This is a genomic window from Paraburkholderia edwinii, assembly GCF_019428685.1.
GTDB classification, from domain to species: domain Bacteria; phylum Pseudomonadota; class Gammaproteobacteria; order Burkholderiales; family Burkholderiaceae; genus Paraburkholderia; species Paraburkholderia edwinii.
Genome location: NZ_CP080096.1, coordinates 2,229,485 through 2,249,251, shown reverse-complemented (window position 1 = coordinate 2,249,251; position 19,767 = coordinate 2,229,485). Strand labels below are relative to the sequence as shown.

Genomic DNA, 19,767 nt, shown 5'->3' with positions numbered 1-19,767 from the left:
TCGATAAAAGAGGGCATCCGTATGTTTGAGGACAAGAAATCGAAAGCTATATTGCGCTCATCGTAACGATATGGATTGGGTCGACAAGCAACTCCTCCGGCGGGCATGACTGTTCCGTTGCTGCAACTCTGTGCCTCTACAGCAAGTCGGGGTTGAGAATTTTACGGAACTAAACGTCCATTGTAATTGGTATGCCTAACTAATTGTCGTTGCGCGTTTTATTTCGATTTGATCAGTCAGAGCGAGGGGACAAATGAAGCGTAGTCGTTATTTGATTGCATGTTCAGGCATGCTCGCGGCGCAGATCGTACATGCGCAAAGCTCAGTCACACTGTATGGCCTGCTCGATGCAGGTCTTGAATACACGAATAACGTTGTCAGTGGTGGATCGCTCTTTCGACAAACCAGTGGCAATGTCAACGGTAGCCGGTTTGGCATGCGAGGCAATGAAGATCTTGGCAGCGGCCTGGGTTCGATCTTCGTGCTTGAAGGCGGTTTCAACATCAACAACGGGAAGTCGGCTCAGGACGGACGATTGTTCGGTCGTCAGGCATACATTGGACTAAGCAGCAAGGAATACGGTACGGTTTCGCTCGGCCGTCAATACGATGCACTGACCGACACGCTGATTCCACTCTCGGCCACCTCGATCAACTTCGGCGATAGCGCGTTCGCTCACCCGTTCGACAACGACGACATGATTCACTCATATCGGTTGAGCAACACAGTGAAATATGCGAGTCCCGTTTACAAAGGGTTGAAGTTCGAGGCGCAGTACGCGTTCTCCAATAGCGTGGACTTCGCAGTGAATCGCGCGTACAGCGTAGGTCTCGCATACAGCAAGGGTCCGTTGAATGCCGGTATTGCGTACTTTCAACTGAACGGCACGAAAAACACCACGATCAGCAGCCCCGGCGCGCTCGACGTCAACGAAACGCAGGCGAATAATACGGCCGGGTTCGTGCTGGGCGCCGATGTGCAGCGAATCGCGGGCGCAGGTGTGAACTACGAAATCGGCAAGGCGAAGGTCGGTTTTGTCTATACGCACACGCTGTTCGAGGGCTCGACGTCGTTCGGTTCACAGAACGGAACGGTGCGGTTCGATAACTTCGAGATCAACGGCAAGTACTTTGTGTTGCCGCAACTCACGGTCGGCGCCCAATACGTCTTCACGAACGGCCATGTGACGAACACCTCGACGTTCGGATCGTCGCCGAAGTGGAATCAGATCGGGGTGCAAACGGTGTACAGCTTTTCCAAGCGTACCGATGTTTATCTCGAAGGCGTCTATCAACATGTGAGTGGGCGTAATTTTAGCGCCTTTATCTACAACTCCGGAGGCGCTTCATCAAGCGCCAATCAGATTGTCGGCATGATGGGGATGCGGGCCCGGTTCTGATGAGCAGTTCTGGGTGCGTGAGCGTAGCAAAGAATGCAGCAGCTATCACATGAATAAAGGGAAATTCAGTCTGGACAAGGAGTTGAGCTTCGAACGGTTGAAGAGGTTGCGCACCGAAGTCCCGCTTAGGACAAAAAAAGCCCGGCTCGAGGCCGGGCTAATGGAAATGATCCAGGGCATCACTGGACGGGTAAGGAGAATTGCGATGCCGAGGATAAGAGTACATGCAATATTGCTTTCAAGGAAGTGGCTTTCTAAATTTTCGAAACCTTTAAATTTTATAATTAAAGGTTACAAATCGCTTTTTGGCACGGAATTTCCACGTTCACGATCTGATATCAGATCCCGCTACTTTTGGGCTGCGCGCGCGGCTTCTTCAATGACGTCGGCCACGACGTCCGGATTAGAGACGGTGACGGCATGAGAAGAGTCAACCTCAACAACGTGAGAATGGGCGCGATCGGCCTCAAATTTCTGTTCGGCCAGAGGAATCGCGAGATCCTGCAGAGTCCTGATTTGCCAACTGGGCTTGCTCGTCCATGCGGCTGACGTCAACTTCTCATTCAGGGCTGCCAGATTCATCGGCCGTTGCGTCGCGATCATCAGAGCGACCTCGCTCGCGGGGACATCGGCAGCGACCTGACTGTGAAACTTCGCGGGCTGATAGAGGAGGTAGGTGCCGCTGGTCCCGTCGGGCAAGCTGTAGGGAACGGCATCGACGGACGTGGGGAATGAGCTGCCGGGGAAGCGCTCGATCAACTGGCTTGCGGCTTCTCCTGCCGCGGGCATCACCGCAGCCGCGTAGACAAGACCTTTGACCTTGGGCTCGTTTGCACCGGCCTCGGTGATGATGGCTCCGCCGTAGGAGTGGGCCACGAGGATCACCGATCCCTCAATTCTGTTCAACACGCTACGCAGGTACGCGGCGTCGACCGCGACGCCCAGTAGCGGGTTGGCGAAAGCGACAACCGGGTAGCCCACGCGCTGAAGCCGCTGGATCACTACATTCCAGATCGACGCGTCTTCGAAGGCCCCATGCACAAGTACGATAGTGGGCTTAAGCGATGCGAGATTCATTGCGAATTCTCCTCAAAAGGGTTACGCGGTGCGCGTGATTTCGCTTTTTCGTAGCACCAGAGTGAACGCGCTTCGCACTCGCACTTCCGGATCAGGTTGAAGTTTCCGACAGCCAGCAATTCCGCTGCCGCATTGGCGATCGGAGCCAGAAGCTGCTCGGGCGTTGCGCGCTCGTACTCGTATGCGAGATGCAAATGACCATTGGATTCCCGCAAGAGGCTCACTCTGTAGCTTCCGCGGTTTAGAAAAGCGTTAAGGGATTCGATGTCGACATCTCCACCGCTTTTTCGTTGCAGGACTGCTCTGCGGATCGTCTCTCTTAAGGCGCGGGCTGCGCGCACCAGACGGCCACTCTCGAAACGGGGCAGCGTCGCGGCATCAAGCAGATGCTTCGCTCGCATCCATTCGACGACGCTTTGATCGCTCGATAGAAGCTCGGATGCGGGCGTGTCTTCCGAAGCTGACGTGTTGAGGAAATCAAGTACCGTGCCGCCTGACAGCATAGGGAATTGCGCAACCATGAGTGAATCCATTGGGACTATTTGACAAGTTTTTAAGAGTAACCATTAATAGTTGGATCGACAAGTTACAAATTTAAAAGATACTAAAATTGCCGATCCACAGGGTCAGCGACTTGAAAACATCGCCTTGATTTCATAATCCATGTCTAGTAATCGAATGTAATTCTGGAAAACGAATCAAAACTGGAAGCTGATATCCAAATCGACCGGTTGCGAATTGACACGAGATGAACGTGCAAAAATTCGCGAGAGGTTGCTCTGTAGCGGATATTTTGGAGGGAACGGGGTCAACGCAAAGGAGATGTACTGTGTCGCAGACAAATGAACAGGAAACGACGCCCCCTTGGGACGCCGCACGTGTCAACCTTATATCGAAAGAACTTGCGACTGGCGTATTCGCCGTTATGCCCGACGATGTGCTTTCCAAAGATCATGTCGGCACCACCGCCGGCTTCGTGATTGGCGAGCGAAGTGTCCTGGTTGTCGAGGCGATGCTAACCGGCGATCTGGCTTCGCAGCTCATCGGACTTGTACGCAGAGTAACGAGCAAGCCTATTCGCTTCCTCGTCAACACCAGCTATCACGGCGACCATGCCTATGGAAACTACCTGTTCCCGGACAGCACCGTAGTGATTCAGCACCCGGAGACGAAGCGCTACATGGAGGAAAAGTTCGAGGAGGACCGCAGTTTCATGATCGGCCTCATGGGAAGCGGGAAGGGCATTGAGCGCGTTCAGTCGCGCACCGCGGACGTCTCGGTGCCGGAAATGCTCAGCGTTGATCTCGGTGCCCGGATTGTTGAGGTGCGCCACTTTGGCTTCGCCCAGACGCCAGGCGATTTAGTCGTCTGGGCGCCTGATGCCAAGGTACTCTGGGTCGGCAACATGATCCAGGCACCATCACCGGCTCTTCCGTGGCTCCTCGAAGGTCGGCACAAGGATACAATCGCGACATTGGCCCGCGTATATGACTTTCTACCGGACGACGCGATCGTCATTCCCGGCCACGGTCGGCCGATGCGGCGTGCGGATATCGAGTTCCCGCTTCTTTATCTTCGCGAGCTCGATCGCACCGTGCGTAACGCTATCGTCGAGGGGCGGTCGGTCGAGGCGATACTCGATGTTGTGCCAATGCCGCACTACTGCTCTTACAGTCTTTTTGATTGGGCACATAAGCTCGTAAACGTTCCCGCAGCCTATCGCGATGCCTATCGGGAGATGCAGGGTGAGCCAGTGAATCTGCCGAAGCGGTCATAAACGCTCGGACCGCAGCGCAGACCGATGCTGCATACTTGTCTTGCCAGCCGGGTCGGACAAGTGGGCCGCGCTTGCCACTCAGTTCTGTTCTGGACGCCGTATCAGTTCGCTATCGACCGAACGCACACCGGGTACGTTCATGGCGATGGTAGGCGCGGTCTGAATCATGGCTTGAGCGGGCACACCGCCAATTAGCGTCACCCTGCCGTTCCTGGCAAGAATTGACACGTGAGTGACGTCCACTTTCCCTCGATAGAGTGCCTGACGTACTTTCCTCTCAAGGCGATGATCGGCGTGACGCGCGTCCATGTCTGTCGGCTCTGGTGCGTCCTCGACTGAAACTACGTCGGCACGTGGCTGAGTGTCGATTAATGACACATTCGCGGCCGCGTGGCTCGCAAGCGGTGACATGGCGAACAGCGCGATCACCAGCGCCCGGGTCAAGCATTTCATGAGTGGCCCCTTCAGTTCAGGTGAGTTCCGTCGTTGACGGTGTGTGTGAACTTTAGGGGCACCCGGCGTTGGCGTGAATTGCAGGGCGGCTCGCGAAACCGTCTAATCGGCTCGCCGTCCGCAGCCCTATCACGGCACAGAACGTGTCACTACGATATCGATTTGCGTACGATAGGCGCGTCGGATCCGGAATTGATGTCAAGCGCCCGTACCCGAAGCACGAACTCTGCGATGGAGCCGGATCTCATCTTCTTCATAGCGCGGTTGCGATGGATCTTGACAGTCGCTTCACTCAGGTTCATTTGCGTGGCGACTTCTTTGTTACGAAAGCCTTTGACGATCAGGTCAGTGACTTCGCGTTCACGTGGCGTCAGCGACTCGTAGCAGTGCACCAAGCTGTTATGCGAGCGTTCTGCTTCGCGCTGCTTGCGATCGTTGTCCAGCGCTTCGGCCACGGCATCGAGCAGGTCTTGATCGCGAAACGGTTTGGAGAAAAAATCGGCCGCACCTCTTTTCATTGCTGTGACTGACATTTCGATGTCGCCGTGCGCGGTCATGAATATGACGGGCATGCGTACGCGGTTCGCGTTAAGAACCTCCTGCGCGCAAAGGCCACTTCGACCTTTGAGCCGCACGTCCATGAGAACGCAGGATACCGTGTCGATTTTTTCGAATGCCAGAAAGTCTTCTGCGCTCGAAAAGGTTTCAACGGCGTAGCCGGCAGAGCGTAGCAAATGGCCCAGCGACTCCAGAACGGATTCCTCATCGTCGACAACGTAGACGATTGCGGTGCCAGTGGTATCCGGCGGTGGTTTGTCAAATGGAGCGTTCATCGGCGAACTCCTTTCGAAACTGCCCGATGCACCATAGATTGCCATCTGGTGCGGGATACCGCATCGCCGAATGAACACTTTTTCGTGGTTCGCATTGAATTCGATCGCGGCGCTTTTGAGGAAGCTGCGCTTCGCGTTGCATCTCGGGCCCGGCCATCAGTGCATGCTGCAGAGCAGCAGGAAGGGGGCCAACATCTCCGTTCGCTGCCGTGCAAAGCCGCTATGTGAACCAGCATAAGTCGTATTCATATTGGGTTAAAATTGTCCGGAACGAACGGCTGAAACGGTTAGTTATCTGAAGCAGCCGCATGAGTGCAGGGCGGTCGAATGACTATCGCGGTGAACGTGTGCCGGCGATATTGCATCAGGCCGATCCTTCGCATACGGGAGATGCCACCGATGGCCGGTCCCCACAAGACTGACAAGCGACCTGCGCGCCGTAACGGCGCCGAGCCCTTTTCAAGAAAGGTTGATGAAAGTCAGGGACCCGAAAGAGAGGGTACGCTTGTTGCTGTGGCCGACGCCGGCGACAGTCGGGCCGTCCAAGACCAAACTACCGAACGCGAATGCGCGCTACGGTCCCGTCTCGATCACAAATGGGCCGCGATATCGCGGTCACGAGACGGCCGCGAAGAAAAGCCATCCCCATCTTTGAAAGACCCTGTTGGTCAACCGCTAAGACACTTGTGCGGCAGACCTTCGCCACTTGAGCAATTTTTGCCGCTGTCCATTTCCGTCGTGGATGCGGTGGCGCAAATGCATGCAAGCGGATTGATCCATCTGAGGATTAGCCCGGATAGCTTGCTAGTTGGTTTCAAAAATAGTGTGTCGGGCCCGGCTGGTTCAGGGCGCTTCCATGCGTGGCTAACGGGCTTTAGCTTTGCGCAGTGGGTCGTCGGTGACGCGATGGCTGACGATGAGCAGACCGTGTCCGATGCAGCTGCGTTTGCCTATCTGTCTCCGGAGCAAATGGGCATGCCCCATCAGTGCGTCGATGTCCGCGCTGATCTCTACGCGCTCGGCTGCGTGTTCTACGAATTGTTGACCGGGAGCCCGCCATTTGCAGCAAAAGACCCGATGGGGTGGGCTCACGCGCATACCGCGAAGCGTCCGCGTTCAGTGCTATCCCGTCGGCCTTCGGTGCCGGAGCAGATCAACGCCATCGTCATGAAGCTGCTCGAGAAAGCGCCTGGCGAGCGGTATCAGTCGGCAGCAAGTCTGCGCGCAGACCTCGAGAGGTGTCGGCGAATGGGTCGCCGAAGCGGTCCGCTCGAGACATTTCCGCTTAACCTGCACGACATCGCGGATCGTCTCGCTCACTCTGCCCGGCTCTACGGTCAGCAAGGCAACGTCAAACGACTCGACAGCGCTTTCCAGAAAGCGAAGCAGGGCGCCGCGCGGTGCGTGTTCGTATCGGGCACTGCGGGTTCCGGCAAATCGTCGCTCGCCAACGAGCAACTCTCGAGACCAGGTGCGGATCTGTGCTGGTCGGCGGCATCCAAATGTGAGCCTGCGACGCATAGGGTGCCGTACGGAAGCCTCTCGCAAGTGCTGGACAATCTTGTGCGGCCATTGTTAGGCGAGAGCAATGCCGGCTTCGAATCCTGGCGTGCCCGCCTACAGGCTGCCCTGGGCAGTGAGGCACGCGCATTGTTTCCGCTAGTGCCGGTGTTGGAACGCATCGTCGGCAATCAGCCGTCCTTGCCCCGTTTGCCACGAGAGGCAGAAATAAATCGCTTTCTGCGCGCAGTGGCGAAGCTGCTCGGTGCGTTCGCGTGCGCCGCGCGTCCCGTTGTGCTGTTCATTGACGATCTTCAATGGAGTGACGACGGAACCTTGTCTGTACTCGAATACATCGCGAAACAGGCGCCAATTCCCCATCTCCTGATCATCGGGAGCTTGCGGGTTGACGAGGTCGCTACATCGGATCCTCTATATGCGCTCGCTCATGACAAAAGCGTCGAACTCATCTCCTTGCAGCCGCTGACCCTGGACGATGTGGCGGCATTGCTGTCGGATCTGCTCCACGAGCATGTCGACCGCATTCTTCCGCTCGCGCGCGTGGTTATTGAAAAAACAGGCGGCAACCCGTTCTTCACCAACCAGTTCATCAGCGCGCTGGCGCAAGAAGGTCTCATCAGATTTCGCGGCGATGGCAGCGTTGCCTGGGACGCGACACGCATTGCAGCAAAAGGATATACAAACAACGTTGTCGACCTGCTGCTGCGGCGCATCGAGTCGCTCCCAGTCGAGACCCGGGAGCTGATGCACGTCTTCTCATGCCTTGGGGGCAGCGCGACTGCGAACACCATCGCGCTCGCTGCAAACGTAGAGGTGAAGATCGTCCACGACAGGTTGAGTGCCGCGGTCGGCGCAAGGCTTGTGCAACGATTCGAGAACGCGTATGCATTCGCACACGATCGTATCCTCGAGACGACATATGGCACGTTCTCCGACGGCAACGAACGCGCCAGGATTCATCTTCAGATCGGCCGGCGACTTGCCGCCGTGACGGCCGAGGCTGGCCCGGGCAGTTCGAGTATGGTGTATGAGGTTGTCAACCACCTGAACCGTGCGATTCACCTGATCGATCTGCCCGAGGAGCGCGCGAAAGTCGGCGCGCTCAATCTCGAGGCTGGCCTTCAGGCAAAGGGCGCCATGGCTTATGCCGAAGCGCTCGGTTATCTGCGCTTTGCGGTGGCGGCCTTAGCGGGGGACGGCGATAAACCGAAGTTGCAAACGGCCGCGTTTCATCTCGCCGAGTGTGAGTTCATCTCGGGTCGGATGGACGAAGCAGAGGCACGCTTGGCGGCGCTTGCCGGGCAGAATGTGGATCTGCCCTTCGGCGCGGAGATCACGCGTCTTCGCGCAGCGGTCTTTACGGCACGCGATCGTTCAGATCTCGCCGTAAAAGTTGGGTTGCAATACCTTCGCGAGGCTGGAATTAACATGCCTGCGCGCCCCAGCGAAACGGAGCTTCAGGCGGAATATGCGCGTCTGGTCGCACGTCTGCGCGATTGCAGCGTCGACGCCTGCAGGAATCAGCCGGAAATGCAGGACCCGATATGGCGGGGGGTGTTACAGGTACTCGCCGATCTGATTCCGCCTGCGTTGTTCACAGCCGCGAACCTTCCGCACATGATCGCGCTGCATATGGTCCACGTCAGCATTGAACACGGTGTGACAGACGCATCGTGTTACGGCTATATCTGCGCAAGTGAAGTTTTCCGGCACTACGGCGACTACGAGACTTGTTACGCATTCTGCGAACTTGCAATGCATCTCGTCGATACGCGCGGTTTCGATCGTTACAAGGCGCGCGTGCACATGCTCTTCGGCGTGACGCAATCGTGGACGCGTCCGGTACGCGATGCGCTTCCATATCTTCAGCGTGCGTTCGTTGAGGCGATGCAAGCCGGCGATCTGACGTTCGCCGCGTACTGTCGCCGCAACCTGATCTCGCCGATGCTAGCCTACGGCGCGCCGCTTGCGGAAACGCAGCAGTTGGCTTACGAATCGCTCGCCTATGCACGCAGTACAAAGTTCGATCTGGTCATCGATGCAATCCGCGCGCAGGTCACGTACATCGATACGCTCCGTGGGGCGCCAAAGAACGAAGCCTGGTGGACGGACAACGAGGCAGGCCGGAACACGAACCGGCCGATCTCGGTATTTTCGCACTGGACGCACCGGATGCAGGCGCATCTTATTTTCGGCAATCTCGTTGCAGCGGTTGATGCGGAGGCGCGTGCGTCGCGATTGCTCTGGTCGTCGACCGGACATTACGAAACGGCAATATTTGTGCTGTTCAGTGCGCTTGTGTATGCTGCGGCTTGCCGGTCGGCCGTAGGAAGGACGCGGGCGCGGCACTTTGAGATGCTCCGGTTTCAGCAGCAGAAGCTGGATATCTGGGCACACCATTCGCCTAATAATTTCCGCGACGGCGCTACGCTCGTCGCCGCTGAAGTCGCGCGAATCGAACAACGTGTGCCGGACGCAATACGCCTCTATGAAGAAGCCATCGGCCGGGCGCGCGAGGAGGGCTTCCTCAACGACGAAGCGCTTGCGAGCGAGCTGGCTGCACAGTTCCACGCGGATCTCGGTTCGACGACAAGCGCGCGTGCTTACTTGCGCAATGCGCGGCGCGCCTACGCGGCGTGGGGCGCGGATGCAAAAGTGGGCGAGCTGGACGCAGCTTCTCCCGATCTCTCATTACCGGACGAACCGGAAGTCCTTTCCAGCGTCGTCAACCAGCTCGATGTCGGCGCAGTCATCACAGCAACCCGTGCGTTGTCACGCGAAATCGTACTGGAGCGTCTCGTTGAGACATTGATGAGGTGTACCCTCGAACATGCCGGAGGTCAACGCTGCGTACTTGTGACAATGCATGCCGACGTATTGCAGATGGAGGCTGAAGCGAGGGTGTACGGCGAATCTATCGACGTTCAGATGAGATCCGGGGCGGCGTGTTCAATGGATCTGCCGCTCGCGCTCGTGCGCTCTGTGATGCGAACTGGGGAAATGCTGGTGCTGCATGACGCGCGGGAAAATCGCGAGTGGTCAGGCGACGCATATGTAAGTTCGGTACGACCACGTTCGGTGTTGTGTCTGCCGCTGCTCAACCAGTCGCGGCTGGTGGGCTTGCTGTATGTCGAGAATAATCTGGTGGCGGGTGCCTTCACGGCTAAGCGCAGTTCCGTCCTCTGTGTACTTTCCACCCATGCGGCTATCTCGCTCGAAAACGCACGGTTGTATGCAAAACTGGTCCAGGAAAGTGCGACGCGCGAACAGGTCGCCGAGCGTCTGCGAACGACGCAGGACGAACTTGCTCGCGTGGCACGGCTCACGACGATGGGGGAGCTCGTTGCTTCGATCGTGCATGAAATCAACCAGCCACTGACTTCGGTGAATACGAGTGCAAATGCCGCGCTGCGCTGGTTAAGCCGTGATGAGCCGGAGGTTGGCGAAGCTTGTGCGGCACTGAATCGGGTGACCGCCGATACGACGCGCGCGGCAACGATTGTCCGTGGGCTGCTTTCGCTTGCGAAGAAGTCGCCGCCCGAAATGAAGCGGTTCGACCTCAATCAATCGATTCGGGAGGTGTTGCAACTTCTGCACCGGGAGATTTCGCATCACGAAGTAGATCTCGATGATCGGTGCGTGGCGGGCGAACAGATCGCCTATGGCGACCGCGTCCAGTTGCAGCAGGTCGTACTGAATCTCGTGGTCAATGCGATTGAGGCGATGTCCGAGTCGCCATTGGAGTCGCGTCACCTCCAGTTATCGACGGAGTTGAGCGTCAATGGTCGAATTATCGTTTCCGTGATTGATACAGGGCCCGGCATCAGTCAGGCCGTTCTGGGAAAGATTTTTGAACCGTTTGTGACTACGAAGGACACCGGCTTGGGCATGGGGCTGTCAATCTGCAGGTCGATCATCGACGCGCATGGCGGAGAACTGACGGTCGCGTTGAATTCGCCGCATGGTACGCGCTTTCAGTTCACGATTGCAGCCGCGAGCTGATCGGAAGAGGGTCTCGCCGATGGTGTCTGTTTTGGCGACAAGCGAGAATGGCCACATCTCCGAGGCGGCTAACGGCTAAGTAAGCCGTCTCGGTATACGTGCCGTGCACGTAACGGCCTTTTACACTATCTCATGAATTCGGCTACCGCGGCGCGGGGAACCTGACGAGTCAACTGTCGATTCGGCCGAGTTGTTTTGGGGCCGCTCGTCGCTGTTTGGTCTGCCGGACGACGGGTGTGCATGCCCCGGATGTTTTGCCGTACGACCGCTGTTCGAATTGCTGAGGCCGGGAAGCGGGTTGCCAGATCCTGCATTGAGCAACGGGTCACTCGATCCCGAGTCCAACAGAGGATCAGTTGTGGGTGTGCCCCCCGAACGAGACTGATTGGTCTGCGCGTCAATCTTCTCAGCCATAGCCATCGTCTTGAAGTATTCGGAACCCGCAATGCGCATGCTGAACTCCTATAGTGTTAAGCGCTAGAAGTCGGCTTAACGACGAATTTGCCCAAGTCTTTAGTGGCCGTCCCGGTGCATTCAACATCGGACTCACTGGTTGACTGTTGTTCAACAGTCGGCGAACAATTCGAAATACCTGAAGTATCGAACCGACCAGGGAGAATGCCGCAGCCAGGGGTATGCAAAGAGCCATGCACCCATGCAAGTGCCAAGCGCGCACATCGTGGCTTTGATGCAATGCGCTGCCCCGAGCGACCGATACCCTACTATGACGATGTGATTGGCAAGGCGTTCAAACTTGCGTTCCATTATGCGGTTCTCCGTGTATGCGATCACGTCGTCCCCTGACAGGATTCCCGTCAGTCTCGCCGGCCATTTGCCGACACCTCAGCGCCAACGGCGCGGATATGCGACGCTTCGCGCAAGCTATCGGGACCTCACCCGGACGCGTTCTGGTGAACGAGCAGGAGCGGGGTCCGTGTAATACGCGCAACCCGCGCCGCGACGCTGCCGAGTATCCAGCGTGCCACGCCGCGTCTGCCATGCGTACCCATCACGACGAGTTGTGCGTGCCAGCTGTTCGCTTCGCGTACGATTGCGTACGCAACGTCATCGTCGTTTCGGCCTGTCCTGATGAGGGCCGAGGTCGGCTGACCCGATACACCGGGGAAAACGCTATGGGCAGCCGCGAGTGCACGCCTGCCCTCATCGGTAAGTGCGGCCTCGAGCATATCGGGGAGGACGTCGCCTGGCCGTATGGCGTCGTCGATCACGTAGACGGACCGCAGACTGGTCTCGTGGGTCGCAAATCGTACGCCATACCGTAAGGCGCTCACCGACTGAGGGCTGCCGTCAACCGCGAAGAGAATGCGTTCCGGTAATCGGTCGATCGGTGTGCTGCAAATCTCGGGAACGATCAGCGTGGGACATTGCAGCTGCCTCGACAGCGGCTCCGACACGGCACCCTCGATCCAGCGTTGTAACCCGTGATGTTGACGGGTGCCGACAATGAGCAACTCGGCGCTGCATGCAAGAGCCGCGTCGATCAATGCACTGACGACGTCGCCGCCATGTTTTGACAGGTCGATTATTTCCGTAGCAATTTTGAAGTTGCGGTCGGCGATGCATTGCTTCGCGTCATAAAGTGTTTCGGCGGCATCGTGCAACAGCTCCTCTCGAGCCAGATCCAGCAACGGACCGGCATACCGGCCAAGCGGAAGAATCGAGCGCGGATTTTCGGCTACGCTGACGAGCCGAACCTCCGCGTCGTCTGGAAGGATGTTCCTCGCGTAGAGGATGGCCTGTCGCGATGCCGCGGAGGGATCGACGGCGATCAACACCCTGCGCGGCAGCGTCGATGTTATCTCGCCTGAAGAGGTGAGATTCAAGATTGGCTCCATCGTGTCACCAGGAGTCCAAATACGAAGTGATGCTGATAATCGGTCATAGGTGACTTTCAGAAAGATAATATTCTGATTATCAGTAATATTAACTAATATTAAGTAATATGGTTGTCGCCGCCGCATGCCGAAAGCATAGTGGCGACGGCCAAGGCTATGGCGAGCTTGGTTTTCATATGTCCCCTGATAGAAAGAGATTTGGAGCAGCAAGTTGCTTCGCGCGGGTGCCGATAAATGCAATGCGCTTAAGCCCGTGGGTCTGGAGCGGGCTTTGATCGCTTACCGGCCTAGGGCTTGTGATGGCGAAGCGGTGCTTGGTCGGAGTGCAGGCGAAGTTATGACAGCACTGACGAACATTTTTTACAGGAATGTCGATATTGAAAAATCGATAGGCATCCGGAATACGTCTGGAAAAGAGCCTGGTGACAGCAGATGTGACGATCTTTGTTGACCTCTTCTGGATGAGCCTAGCGTCGCGCGACGCTCCTGATCATCCCGCATCCCTCCGCTTATGCCGATCCTCGCCGGCGAAATTACCTGTTCCTATCAGTCATCACTGTCCAGGCGGGAATATCTGAATTGATCAGCGTTCAGTCGATGGCGGATGCCACGCATTGGGGCACAATGTGGCACGCTATCAATCCATCGATCCAAAAATCGTATCGACTGCCGCTCGCGGTCGGCTTGGTGGAATGACGCGAGGTAGGCGATGAGTGCAATACCTACTGTTTTCGGCCTGAACCCGTTCGACAATCGAAATAACCTATAAATTAGAAATTAAAAGGTTACGATGCGCGTTTTCTGCTGGCTGAAAAACAAATCAAGGAATACGTTCACACTCCAAAGTGTCTTATGCGAGGCCCGGCAATAGGGTCGCGTTCCAAGAGCGTCGCGCATGGCGGGCTTTCGCGCTACGACCTATCATTCCATCGCATAAGGACATCCTATGGGAAGCAGACGAGACTTCATGGTCCAAACCGGACTTCTGATGGCAGCAACGTCGTTCGCGGCGGCCGGACCGGCCGCCGCACAGAGCAATACATTGCAGTCGATCGGCCTAACGGTAGGCAATTTTCAGTTCGACGCGTTGTCGGCAGGCCCAGGTAGCGGTGAGCTCGTGATATGTCTACCGGGTTTTCCGGAATTCAAGGAGTCCTGGATTCCGATTATTCTTCAACTCGGTGCGGCCGGCTATCATGCGGTCGCCGTCGATCAGCGTGGTTATTCGCCCAACGCGCGGCCGACCGATGTCAGCGACTATTCGCCGGCAAATCTCGTTTCCGATGTCCTCGGCTTTGCGCAGGCGCTCGGCGCATCCCGCTTCCATCTGGTTGGGCACGATCGCGGAGGGTCCGTGGCCTGGGTACTCGCCAGGAACTACCCCAGCGCCCTGAAATCGCTATCGATCCTGTCGACGCCTCACCAGGATGCCTTCACGTACGCGTTAGCGACGGATGCATCACAGCAGGCAATGTCGTCGTACATTCAGATATTCACGCAGCCGGCGCCGGCCGGCGAAAACTTCCTGCTCGCCAACGGCGCAGCGAATATGATCGCTTCGTTTAACGGCGTAGTGCCCAACTACATGACATATGTGCAGAAGATGCAGGAACCCGGTGTGCTGACGGCTGCCTTGAACTACTATCGTGCCGACAACCTCAATGTGACGCTTGGCAGCATTTCCGTGCCGACCACCTATATCTGGGGTTCCGCGGACGCCTACCTCGGCAAGGTCGCCGCCGCCGCCACCGCGCCTTTCTGTACCGGGCCGTACACGTTCGTACAACTGGCGGGGCGTACGCATTGGCTGATGGATGAAGATCCATCCGCGATCGCGACATTGCTGCTGCAACAGTTCCGATCGACAGTGACCTGAGCCGCGATCGCGAACCGTTGTCTGACACGGGCACGCGATAAATCATGACTGCCGCACCCCGCAGCGGCTTTTGCAACAGCGAGGTCCCGGACCGCATATGCACCGCGCCCAATTCCGGGCGCGGCTCGACGTTGCGCTACGCGGCGATATCCCGCTCAACGGCAGTCCATTCTTCGGGCGTCAATACCAGCTCTGCTGCCTGCATATTTTCTTCGAGGTGTTTGATCGACGACGTACCCGGAATAGGCAGGATCGCTGGACTATATTGCAAAAGCCAGGCGATGCAGAGCTGCACACTCGTTACGTTGTGACGTGCCGCGGCCCGTGCAAGCGCCTCGTCCGGCATCGGCAGCCAGGCCCCACCGAGCGGGAAGTAAGGCAGGAAGGCAAGGTTATGCGTCTCGCAATATTCCACGATCGGCTGCTGTTGACGATGTGCGATGTTGAACATGTGCTGCACGCTGACGATTTCGACCACCTTGCGTGCGCGCTCGATCTGCTCCAACGTCACATTGCTCAGCCCGATATCCTTGATCTTGCCTTGTTCTTGCAGCCGCGCCGCTGCACCGAGTGTTTCTTCGATCGGTACGTTTGCATCGACGTCGTGAAGCTGCCAAAGGTCTAACGCCTCAACCTTAAGGTTGCGCAGACTAAGTTCAACCTGCTGGTAGATGTAGTCGGGGCGTCCGAGCGCACGCACGACCAATCTGAATCGTCCGTGATGAAGCGGTTTTCATGTTAGTCCCTCGTGTCAAAAGTAGTGCGGATACCGCGATGAAGGACAAAAACTTAACACAGACTTTTGGAATGAGTTGAACTTGAATTCGAGGCAATTCAGATGTTACTTGCATGCCTTGAGCGTCACCATTGCAGCGATTCAGGCCACCGCCGCATGCGAACCATTCCAACACCTTGCAAGCTCTCGTCATGCCGGGTGACAAACCACCGGCTCATCGTCCGACCAGGTTGACCGCTACGCTGCCAGCTCTTCGAGCATCTTCGATAGCGTGTCTTTAAGCCGTGAACTCCGTACGACGGTTACTGCATTCGCGGGACCGAAAATTTTTCTGATTGCTGTGTGTTCGCCAGATTCGACGCCGATACAGCGAGCCCGTATTCCACGCGCGGCCAGCGTACGCACGGCATGACGGGCGTCTTCGATCAGATAGCGCGAATCGAACACGTCGATGTCGAACGGCTCACCGTCTGTAACCAGAATAATGAACTTTAACGAGCGGTCTTCTTGCGCGATGCATTCGCCGGCGTGACGTAGGGCAGCGCCGAAACGGGTCGACCAGGCCGGGCGCACGGTTTCGAGCCGTTCTCTCTGTTCGTCGTCGTATCGCGCGCCGAATTCCTTGAAACGCACATACCGCAACTCCTTACGCCCATTCGATGAAAATCCATGGACCGCGATGCGTTCCTGCGTCGACTGTGGGGCGCGCGGTGTTCGTCCACGCATTTGCTACGAAGCACTATGCGAGAGACCTCAGCGAGCAATCCGCGCGTTCATCACAGACTCCGTCGTGTACGCGCGCCACAGCATGCGCCTCGCGGAGCCCCGAACCGGACATTTCTAACTGGCCCAAACCAGACATTACTTATATGGTCGCCTCCCATTTGCAAGGCATTTTTGTGAGTGGCGAGGAGGGTGGTTGCGGACTTATACATGGCCTCGTCCCGTTTGCCAAATGATCTGGTCTACAGCGAACAGATGCTGGATTGCATATATACATTCGGCCTGTTGATGGCAGGGTTGTGCCTGGCCCCAATGGATTTCGCCCGACGACGCCTTCATATATCCACGGCTTCGAAAGCCCTAAGTCCGCGCAGGTTCTGTCGTCGACGGTCCGACCTGTTTGCCATTGAATCAGATCACTTGTGCAACCAATGAAGAGATGAAGCTACGACCACGATGTGATCGGGATCGCGCTCATACCGGCGGTGCATACTCCTGACCGCGTGCAAGCACCACCCAGATCGTTCTGGCAATCTTGTTCGCGAGTGCTACGACGGCGACATTTGTTCCGCGTCGCGCCTGAACCTCGAGTATCCATCGGGAGAGTTTGTCCGTGTGCCTCACGGCTTGCTGAACAACCGATCGGGCGCCATGTACCAATAGCATTCGCAGGTATCCGTTACCGCGCTTTGTAATGCCGAACAGACGATCTTTGCCTCCCGAGGAGTGCTGCCGTGGCGTCAAGCCAAGCCAGGCCGCAAACTGCCGGCCGTTTGTGAACTCGGAAGCGCTTCCGGCCGCGGCGATTACGCCGGTCGCGATCATCGGTCCAACACCACGGATCTTCTCCAGTCGCTGGCTTGTGGGCGATGCCTTGTGCACTTGCTGGATGAGCTCGTCATACCGTGCGATCTGCCTGTCGAGCAGTGCAAGGCGCTCGTACATGTCGCGCATCATTGTTCGCGTCAGTGCTGTCAGCTCGTTGCGCTCGTCATCGATAATCGTTGGGAGTTGTATCCGGACTTTTAGAGGCGTTTGCGCAATAACTACGCCGTATTCAGCCAGCAAGCCTCGAATCTGATTGATCTGTGCGATGCGGTCTCTCATGAGCAAACTACGGATGCGGTGCATCGACTGGATGTCTTGCTGCTCAACGCTGTTGATAGCGACGTAACGCATGGTCGGACGAGATGCGGCTTCAACAATCGCCTCCGCGTCGTTGCGGTCGTTCTTCTGGGATTTGACGAACGGCTTGACGAATCGCGGGGCGATGATGTGAACCTGATGCCCCATTGCGGAGAACCGCCGAGCCCAGTGATGCGCTCCACCACACGCTTCCATCACAATGCGACAGGGCGGCAAACAAACGACGGCTTCCAGGAGCTTGTTGCGGGTGACACGCCGGCTCAATACGGGGTGGCCGCTCTGGTCAACGCCGTACAGCTGGAAGGTGTTCTTGGCCAGATCGATGCTCAGCAACGCGACGCTCATGACGGCCTCCGCTCATTGGTGGGTCAGGGAGTGTTCATACTGCCATGCACTTCGATGGAGGTCATTTCACTGACTCACCGGAGGTGGGACGAGGCCATTCCACTATATCCGGACTCGATCGCGGGCATGCCCGCCGGCCCCGATGGATTTCGCCGCAAAGGTCCTAATCTAAATAACGGACTCGAAGTCCGAGAAATGTCTCAGGCTTGCCTTTGCGCGGTCCAACCTGTCTTGCCATCGTTCAATACGCCTGTGCAACCGAGGATGGGTTAAAGGCCTTCATGCGTGACTGTGCGACGGTGCTGTTTCATACGTTCGGCCATGGGCCAGCAGCGCCCAGATTGTTCGCGCCATCTTGTTTGCGAGTGCAACAGCAACGACGTTCGTTGGACGCCGGGACAGCATCTGTTTCAACCGCTCTGGCAAATGCTTCGAGCTCGAGATGACCGATCTCGCGCCGTGGATCAGCAGCGTGCGCAGATACACGTCGCCGCGTTTGCTGATGCCACCGAGCTTTACCTTGCCGCCCGAGCCGTTCTGTCGTGGCACAAGGCCCAGATAGGCGGCGAATTCCCGCCCCGAGCGGAACGCCTTTGCCTGTCCGATGACGGATACGGCGGCTGTCGCGGTAAGTACACCCACGCCAGGGATTTCGGAGATGCGTCTGCATGCATCATCGTTGCGACGCCATTCGAGAATGCGCTGCTCGATCCGTGTGATCTGCTCGTCAAGCGTTCGAAGCCGGGAAACCTGATCCTGCAGGCTGTCTGCCAGCATGGCTGGTAACTGTTCGGCTAGCGAGGCCAGCGCGGCCTTGGCCGCCTCGATCGATGCCCGGCGGCCTTGCGGCAACACGACGCCGAACTCATAGAGCAACCCGCGAAGCTGATTGATCTGCATGACGCGATCCGGACCAGTTGCTGGCGTATGCGATGCAGCGCGAGCATGGCCTGCTGGTCTTCGGTCTTGACGGCAACGAACCGCATGCCAGGACGCTGGGCCGCTTCCCAGATCGCCGCTGCGTCGGCTGCATCATTCTTGTTCGACTTCACGAACGGACGCACGAACTGGGCTGCGATGAGCCGCACGTCGTGGCCCAGCCGCGCCAGCACCCGGGCCCAGTGATGCGCGCTGCCGCAGGCTTCCATGACGACACGACTCGCAGGCCGGTTGGCGAAGAACGGCACGAGCTGGGCGCGTTTGAGGACCTTGCTGTGAATCGCACCGGTCTCAGGCTCGACATAGTGAATCTGGAAAACGCGCTTGGCCAGGTCGATCGCAATGGTCGTCGGTTCCATCTGGATTCTCCTTGGCGGCAGGACTGCCGAACCAGCAATGTCGCACGCGCTGGCCGCGGGACTGCGGCGCCGGACGGACCGTTAAGGCGGGAGGCGACCATTCCATCTAAATGGCCGTTACACGCTTTTTATCGATAATTTATCTTATGTCAAATTACCAAACACCTGCAAAAACCCGCCTATGACCAAACCCGCAACCCAACGCGTCCCCATCTCCAACACCACGCTTACATCACCACCGGAAAACTCGGTAAATCCTCTCGTGGCGGCGTGCGCGTCGGAAAATGCGTTTTCAGCAACGCCGAGACCTGCTCGATGCCTCGTATGGCTCCAGGCTGATACTTTCCTCGCCGAAACTCGGCTTCCATCATCCGGCAGACCGCTTCCCATTCATCGCCCGATACCCGTGCGTTGATACCGCGGTCCGCGACGATTTCCACGTCCCGGTCAGCGAGTAGCAGATAGATCAGAATTCCGTTGTTGTCCTCGGTGTCCCAGACCCTGAGCTGGGAAAACACGTCGATGGCCCGCTCGCGAGCAGTTAGTCCGTCGAACAGATCCGAACTGTCCAGTGCACCTTCCACGACGAATCTGACTTGACCGGCGTGGCTACGATGGCTTTCCCGAATCGCGCTATCAATAGTCGATAACACGCGCACCGAGAACGCTTTTCTCACCCGCCAGCGTGTCATCAGAAGATGTCGGAAGATGCGCATCAGGTCCAT

At 57.3% G+C, this 19,767-nt stretch carries 13 protein-coding genes and 1 pseudogene; 4 read left to right on the top strand and 10 right to left on the bottom strand.

Features of this window, described 5'->3' with window-relative positions; translation table 11 throughout:
• Window positions 1–253 precede the first annotated feature (253 nt).
• Entirely contained in the window at window positions 254–1,399 is a 1,146-nt protein-coding gene (locus tag KZJ38_RS31705) for a porin (RefSeq protein WP_219801002.1), read from the top strand.
• A 348-nt stretch (window positions 1,400–1,747) separates the two neighbouring features.
• On the opposite strand, the gene KZJ38_RS31700 is transcribed toward KZJ38_RS31705, so the two are convergent.
• Window positions 1,748–2,476, bottom strand: coding sequence for an alpha/beta fold hydrolase (locus KZJ38_RS31700; protein WP_219801001.1), 729 nt, complete (start codon window positions 2,474–2,476; stop codon window positions 1,748–1,750).
• Window positions 2,473–2,997 carry a CGNR zinc finger domain-containing protein gene (locus KZJ38_RS31695; protein ID WP_219801000.1) on the bottom strand — a complete coding sequence of 175 codons (525 nt, stop codon included), beginning with the start codon at window positions 2,995–2,997 and terminating at the stop codon, window positions 2,473–2,475. Before KZJ38_RS31695 ends, KZJ38_RS31700 begins: the two co-directional genes overlap by 4 nt.
• 308 nt (window positions 2,998–3,305) lie before the next feature.
• On the opposite strand from KZJ38_RS31695, the gene KZJ38_RS31690 reads away from it, so the two are divergent.
• Window positions 3,306–4,253: an MBL fold metallo-hydrolase gene (locus tag KZJ38_RS31690; RefSeq protein ID WP_246641860.1), complete on the top strand. Its 948-nt coding sequence runs from the start codon at window positions 3,306–3,308 to the stop codon at window positions 4,251–4,253.
• A 78-nt stretch (window positions 4,254–4,331) separates the two neighbouring features.
• On the opposite strand, the gene KZJ38_RS31685 is transcribed toward KZJ38_RS31690, so the two are convergent.
• A complete protein-coding gene (locus KZJ38_RS31685) occupies window positions 4,332–4,706 on the bottom strand; it encodes a BON domain-containing protein (protein ID WP_219800998.1) in 375 nt (124 codons plus the stop codon).
• 149 nt (window positions 4,707–4,855) lie between these two features.
• Window positions 4,856–5,539: a response regulator transcription factor gene (locus KZJ38_RS31680; RefSeq protein ID WP_219800997.1), complete on the bottom strand. Its 684-nt coding sequence runs from the start codon at window positions 5,537–5,539 to the stop codon at window positions 4,856–4,858.
• Between the two features lie 399 nt (window positions 5,540–5,938).
• Between KZJ38_RS31680 and KZJ38_RS31675 the strand changes: the two genes are divergently transcribed.
• Window positions 5,939–11,062, top strand: coding sequence for a trifunctional serine/threonine-protein kinase/ATP-binding protein/sensor histidine kinase (locus tag KZJ38_RS31675; RefSeq protein ID WP_219800996.1), 5,124 nt, complete (start codon window positions 5,939–5,941; stop codon window positions 11,060–11,062).
• A gap of 893 nt (window positions 11,063–11,955) precedes the next feature.
• On the opposite strand, the gene KZJ38_RS31670 is transcribed toward KZJ38_RS31675, so the two are convergent.
• Window positions 11,956–12,906 (bottom strand): universal stress protein, encoded by a 951-nt coding sequence (locus KZJ38_RS31670; protein ID WP_246641859.1) that lies wholly within the window; start codon window positions 12,904–12,906, stop codon window positions 11,956–11,958.
• A gap of 979 nt (window positions 12,907–13,885) precedes the next feature.
• Between KZJ38_RS31670 and KZJ38_RS31665 the strand changes: the two genes are divergently transcribed.
• Window positions 13,886–14,794 (top strand): alpha/beta fold hydrolase, encoded by a 909-nt coding sequence (locus tag KZJ38_RS31665; RefSeq protein ID WP_219800995.1) that lies wholly within the window; start codon window positions 13,886–13,888, stop codon window positions 14,792–14,794.
• A gap of 136 nt (window positions 14,795–14,930) precedes the next feature.
• Here KZJ38_RS31665 and KZJ38_RS31660 read toward each other — a convergent pair whose 3' ends face one another.
• The 5 genes and pseudogenes from KZJ38_RS31660 to KZJ38_RS31640 form a co-directional block, all read right to left on the bottom strand.
• The gene (locus tag KZJ38_RS31660) at window positions 14,931–15,494 is read right to left on the bottom strand and encodes an aldo/keto reductase (RefSeq protein ID WP_246642090.1); all 564 of its coding nucleotides are present in this window, start codon (window positions 15,492–15,494) and stop codon (window positions 14,931–14,933) included.
• Window positions 15,495–15,767: 273 nt separating this feature from the next.
• Window positions 15,768–16,163, bottom strand: a complete 396-nt coding sequence (locus tag KZJ38_RS31655) for a VWA domain-containing protein (RefSeq protein WP_246641858.1) — start codon at window positions 16,161–16,163, stop codon at window positions 15,768–15,770.
• 564 nt (window positions 16,164–16,727) lie between these two features.
• Window positions 16,728–17,744, bottom strand: a complete 1,017-nt coding sequence (locus tag KZJ38_RS31650; protein WP_219796170.1) for an IS110 family RNA-guided transposase — start codon at window positions 17,742–17,744, stop codon at window positions 16,728–16,730.
• Between the two features lie 279 nt (window positions 17,745–18,023).
• Window positions 18,024–19,042 (bottom strand): annotated as a pseudogene (locus tag KZJ38_RS31645) (IS110 family RNA-guided transposase).
• A gap of 227 nt (window positions 19,043–19,269) precedes the next feature.
• Window positions 19,270–19,767: a TPM domain-containing protein gene (locus tag KZJ38_RS31640; RefSeq protein ID WP_219800992.1), complete on the bottom strand. Its 498-nt coding sequence runs from the start codon at window positions 19,765–19,767 to the stop codon at window positions 19,270–19,272.

Excerpts from the sequence above, each read along its gene's own strand:
- KZJ38_RS31705 (WP_219801002.1), top strand. The coding sequence starts at position 254 with ATGAAGCGTAGTCGTTATTTGATTGCATGTTCAGGCATGCTCGCGGCG.
- KZJ38_RS31700 (WP_219801001.1), bottom strand. The coding sequence starts at position 2,476 with ATGAATCTCGCATCGCTTAAGCCCACTATCGTACTTGTGCATGGGGCC.
- KZJ38_RS31695 (WP_219801000.1), bottom strand. The coding sequence starts at position 2,997 with ATGGTTGCGCAATTCCCTATGCTGTCAGGCGGCACGGTACTTGATTTC.
- KZJ38_RS31685 (WP_219800998.1), bottom strand. The coding sequence starts at position 4,706 with ATGAAATGCTTGACCCGGGCGCTGGTGATCGCGCTGTTCGCCATGTCA.
- KZJ38_RS31680 (WP_219800997.1), bottom strand. The coding sequence starts at position 5,539 with ATGAACGCTCCATTTGACAAACCACCGCCGGATACCACTGGCACCGCA.
- KZJ38_RS31675 (WP_219800996.1), top strand. The coding sequence starts at position 5,939 with ATGGCCGGTCCCCACAAGACTGACAAGCGACCTGCGCGCCGTAACGGC.
- KZJ38_RS31665 (WP_219800995.1), top strand. The coding sequence starts at position 13,886 with ATGGTCCAAACCGGACTTCTGATGGCAGCAACGTCGTTCGCGGCGGCC.
- KZJ38_RS31650 (WP_219796170.1), bottom strand. The coding sequence starts at position 17,744 with ATGAGCGTCGCGTTGCTGAGCATCGATCTGGCCAAGAACACCTTCCAG.
- KZJ38_RS31640 (WP_219800992.1), bottom strand. The coding sequence starts at position 19,767 with ATGGACCTGATGCGCATCTTCCGACATCTTCTGATGACACGCTGGCGG.